Origin of the sequence: Nonomuraea basaltis (assembly GCF_005893125.1) — a bacterium.
In the GTDB taxonomy this organism is placed as follows: domain Bacteria; phylum Actinomycetota; class Actinomycetes; order Streptosporangiales; family Streptosporangiaceae; genus Nonomuraea; species Nonomuraea basaltis.
The window spans coordinates 1-4,462 of the sequence record NZ_VCJS01000438.1 but is presented as its reverse complement, the minus strand read 5'-3'; the positions used below and the strand labels follow the sequence as shown (position 1 = coordinate 4,462).

5 protein-coding genes are annotated in these 4,462 nt (G+C 69.2%); all 5 read left to right on the top strand.

Annotated elements, in window-relative coordinates:
- Positions 1-699, top strand: a 699-nt coding sequence (locus EJK15_RS67805) for a type II secretion system F family protein (protein ID WP_338089978.1), incomplete at its 5' end; no start/stop codon positions are given.
- A gap of 140 nt (positions 700-839) precedes the next feature.
- Positions 840-1,394 (top strand): DUF4244 domain-containing protein, encoded by a 555-nt coding sequence (locus EJK15_RS77025; protein ID WP_276615620.1) that lies wholly within the window; start codon positions 840-842, stop codon positions 1,392-1,394.
- 56 nt (positions 1,395-1,450) lie between these two features.
- Positions 1,451-1,771, top strand: coding sequence for a TadE family type IV pilus minor pilin (locus EJK15_RS67795; RefSeq protein WP_240778119.1), 321 nt, complete (start codon positions 1,451-1,453; stop codon positions 1,769-1,771).
- A gap of 77 nt (positions 1,772-1,848) precedes the next feature.
- Entirely contained in the window at positions 1,849-2,325 is a 477-nt protein-coding gene (locus EJK15_RS67790) for an Rv3654c family TadE-like protein (protein WP_138720685.1), read from the top strand.
- A 427-nt stretch (positions 2,326-2,752) separates the two neighbouring features.
- On the top strand, positions 2,753-4,462 hold a 1,710-nt coding region (locus tag EJK15_RS67785; protein ID WP_138720684.1), incomplete at its 3' end, for a hypothetical protein.

The following is a 4,462-nucleotide window of genomic DNA, read 5'->3' as shown; positions in this document are numbered from 1 at the left end:
AACCCCCACGGCCACCTCCCCAGCCCATCCATACGAGACCCGGACACCGAGCAGTCCAACCCAACCTGGCTCAATCCCACCGGCGAACAGCCACGACCGATCACCCGCAAGACGATCATCACCGCTACATGCGCAGGGCTGACGACAGCCCTTTTGATCGGCGGCAGTGTCGGAATTCTCGCCGGTCTCCTGGTCGCCCCCGCCGCGGGGATATACCTCCGCAGGAAGGAACCCACGCAGCTCCAGCACGAGCGCGAACGAATCGTCGAAGATCTACCGTTCGCGGCAGACCTGATGACCGCCTGCCTGCTCGCCGGACGCCCGGTGAGCGCCGCCACCGAGATCGCGGCCGACGCGATCGGCGGCCCGCTCGGCCAACGGCTGACCTGGGTGAGCAGCCAGCTCCGCCTTGGGGCCGACCCCGAGCCCACCTGGGCCACCCTCGCCAAGGACCCCGCCATGGGCCAACTGTCTCGGGCCATGAGCAGGGCGGCTCAGAGCGGCGCTCCCGTGGCGGACGTCCTGACCCGCCTGGCCGACGACGCCCGTGAGGCCGCCAGAGCCGCGTCCGTCGCCTCGGCCAGGCGGGTCGGCGTAAAGGCAGTGGCGCCCTTGGGCCTGTGCTTCCTACCGGCGTTCGTTCTGCTCGGCATCATCCCGGTAGTAGCCGGCCTCGCCTCCACGATCGTCCTCCCATAGCGACAGTTATCCACAGGGAGAACTCGCCGTCCTCGCCAATCCACAGAACTGCGCTCGGCGCATCGACCCTCACCCTGTCTCGGCGAACCTAAGACTCCCGCCGGACAAGACCCCGGCTCCGCCGAGCACCTGGAGGCACGATGCATAGTCCCGCCAACCCGCCAGACAACATCAACGCCACCCCAGAAGCCGCCTTCCCCACGTCGCCGAACAGCGCAGCCCGCAAGGTGAATTCCAACAGCACGCACACCAGCACACCCGACAACACAGCTTGCACGGCCACCCAGCACCCGGCCCACGCCACCCCACGCGAAGGCACAGGGCCTCGCATCTCAGGTCCAGACACAGCGCCTCCCCACGCCGCAGAAGCCGCTCACACCGCCCGCGAGTCCACAGAGCACGTCCACATCCACACAGCCTCCAAGCAGCCAGTAACCTCCAACGCTCTTCCGAACCAGCCATCGACCACCGCGCCCAATAACCGCACAGCGCCTCGGAGCCCGCGACGGCGGTCCAACAGGTGGCTTCACTACGCGGCCGCCAATGGGGAACGAGGCATGTCCACAGCCGAATACGCCGTAGGAACGATCGCGGCCTGTGCCTTCGCAGCGCTCCTCTTCAAGGTGGTCAGTAGCCCAGAGGTCCAGGAAATGCTGTCGTCCCTCATCGACCGTGCGCTCAAGACGAACGGATGATCCTCCGCCCTGCGCGGACATCCAGCGACGGCAAGCGGCAGGCATCGCGCGGTTCGGTGACGGCTGAGACCGCCGCGGTGCTGCCCGCGCTCATGGTCGTCCTGGCGGCCGCACTATGGGCCATCCAGGCCGTAGGCGCCCAGTTGGAATGCGTGGACGCGGCCCGCGCGGCCGCCCGGGCCGCAGCCAGGGGTGAGCCGCTGGACCAGGTCCGCGATGCCGCCCGCTCGGCCACCCGCCCAGACGCTCAAATAGACGTAACTCGCGACACAGAGATCACAAGCGTGCAGATCAGCGTGCAAGTACGGCCAGCATGGGGCCCTTCGCTGCCGGCAGTCCGCGTATCCGCCTCGGCCACCGCCGATACCGAACCATGACAACCCTCATGTCCTAGAGAAGCCGAGCCGTGGAGCCGCGAGATCCACACGACGTCATCTCTGGCAGGCGCGAACCCATGACGACGCGCCCCGCCTTAGAGACAGCGGCTCCATGGCCCCCAACAGCGGCTCCATGGCGCCCAAGGGTCGCCGGAGCGGTGTCGAGCGAGCAAAGGGAGGTAGCGATCAATTCCAGGGAACGAGGCTCATCCACGCTGTGGGGCGTGGCCCTCATGGGGCTCTTGATGGCCGTCGCCACGGCGTTCGCCACTGTGGGCTCCGTGCGCGTGGCCCGCCATCACGTCAACAACGCCGCCGACCTGAGCGCCCTGGCCGCCGCCCGGCTGGCGCTGTTCGACCCGGAAGGCGCCTGCGTCAGGGCAGCCGAACTGGCCGCCCAGAACGGCGTCCAGCTGACTCGATGCGAGATCAACGACGAGGTCGCCGACGTATGGACCGCGTTATCGATCTCGCTGCCCGTGGTCGGCACCCGCACCGTTACCGGCAGATCGCGAGCGGGACCGGCAGAGGTGTCCCCCCGTCAAGAGCAGTGACATATGCCCGATCTCGCACTGCCCCAGCAACGCCGGATTCCACTCGCGAGGGCCTTGAAAGGGTCTCGGCAGGGCCTGCGCCGGCGGCACAGAGTCGGGCTTGGAAGGAGGCGGAGGGGCGGGCTTGAAGGTGGCGGAGAGGGGGTGCGTGGTGCGGTCTTTGGGGCTCTTGGGGCTAGGTCGCAATCAAGTCACGACTTCTTGGACTTGGTGTCCAAGAGTTGGATATCTCGCGTAACGTTCCGCTTACCCTCGGTCCATGCCATCTGCGACAGGAGTCCGGGAGAGCCGGAACATAGTCGCTAGGGTGCGAGGCCGGGGACGGTCGGTGACCGTATCGCCGGGCGGACTGCACTTCCGGTCGTCGCCCGAACGCCCCCGAACGGGGCGGCCGGGTGGCGCGAGGCTCTCGATGGAGGGAAGCGTCGTGACGGTAGTTGGCAGAGTGATGGCCGCGGGGATCATCGCGGCTGGAACCATCGTGCTCGGCGGCTCCGCCCAAGCGGCCGCGGTGACGCGAGCCGACTCCTCCGGGCAGATCACCTCGCCCTCCGACGGCCAGGTCGTCTCGGGCTCGTCCGTCACGGTCTCCGCGCGTACGGGGCTGATGCAACTGCGCATGGGCCTGTACGTAGAAGGGCCATCCACACCCACGCAGAAGGTGGCCGGAGGGGGAGCGAACCAGACGATCTCCGGTACGTTCGACGCCGGGAACGCCCCGAACGGCACCTTCACTGTGACCCTCAAGGGTGAGATCACCGGGACGAGGTACGCGAACAGCACGTTCAAGCTGCGGCGGCCCGCCGAGGCCCCGGGCAATGTGAACGCGAGCCTCCAGGGCACCGCGAAGGTCCTCGTGACCTGGAGCAAGGGCTCGGAGCCCGACCTGCAGTCGTACGAGGTGTCCAACACCCAGTCCGGCGTCGTGGGGCGGCTGCCCGTGGACAGCGTGTGCTCCGGTGGCTCGTGCGAGGCGGCGCTCGCCGTGCCGGCCAAGGCAGCGGGACAGAAGGTGGGGTTCACGGTCAAGGCGTTCCGGGGCGACGGCGACGGCGGATCGATCGGATCGAACGATTCGGGCCCCGCATACGTCACCGTCCCCGCCCCGCCCGCCGCCCAGCCGAAGAAGGAAACGACCAAGACCCGGCAGACGCCGAAGGACACCAAGAAGGTCGATCCACTGCCGACCCTGCCCGCCAAGAAGCAGACCCAGCCCACGAGCAAGCCGACCACCCGTAAGCCGACGACGACGTCCAAGCTGCCTGCCATCCCCGACACCGACTCGGACGGCAACCTCCCGATCCCGACCGCCGATGACCAAGGCGAGACGGACGGACTGACCCCGGCGGGCACCAAGGACGGTAAGGATGCGCCCGTCCAGGCCGATGGCGTGAAGGCCCAGTCGAGCGAGTCCCCGATCGGGAACATCGGCCAGTACGGCCTCTACATCGCGGGCGGCCTGCTTCTGCTGCTGCTCGGCGCCCACGCGGGGGCCTGGGCCCGCAGGCGCGCGCTCGCAACCGAGGGAGGACGGCGCCCCCAGCCCCCCGCCGCCACCACGGCTGCGACCGCGGTCGCCGTTCCGGATGGGGGCGAGGCGGTGGGGGTCGGTGGCGTGCCAGGCGAGGACGACAGCGTCCCGGCGGCTACGGCACCGCCTCGGCGGAGACCCGCCGTGATCCTTGCCGTGGCCAAGACCCGCGTTCCCGATCAGGCCCACGCTCAGGGCGCTTCCTCGGCTGACGGCTCGCGTGCCCAGAGGGCGTCCTCGGTCGATCGCCCACTGGCCCACCAGCCGGCTTTCGCCGACCGTCCGCGTGCCCACGAACCGGCTTCCGTTGATCGTCCGCATGTTCATGAGGCGTCTTCGGCCGACGGCCGGCGTGCTCACGGGCCCTCTTCGGCCGATCGCTCGCGCGCTCAGGAGCCGTTCTCCGTTGACCGCCCGGGTGTTCATGAGCCGTCCTCCGCCGACACCCGGCGTGCACAGGAGCCGGCGTCCGCCGGCCGTGCGCGCCTTCACGAACTTCCTCAGCCGGCAGCGCTCGACCAGGGGCGGAAAGTGCCTGCCGCCGTGCTGCCGTTAGGCGAGGGTGGGGAGCGCGCCGTCCAGGGGCGGAAGGCCGGGGAGGTGGGC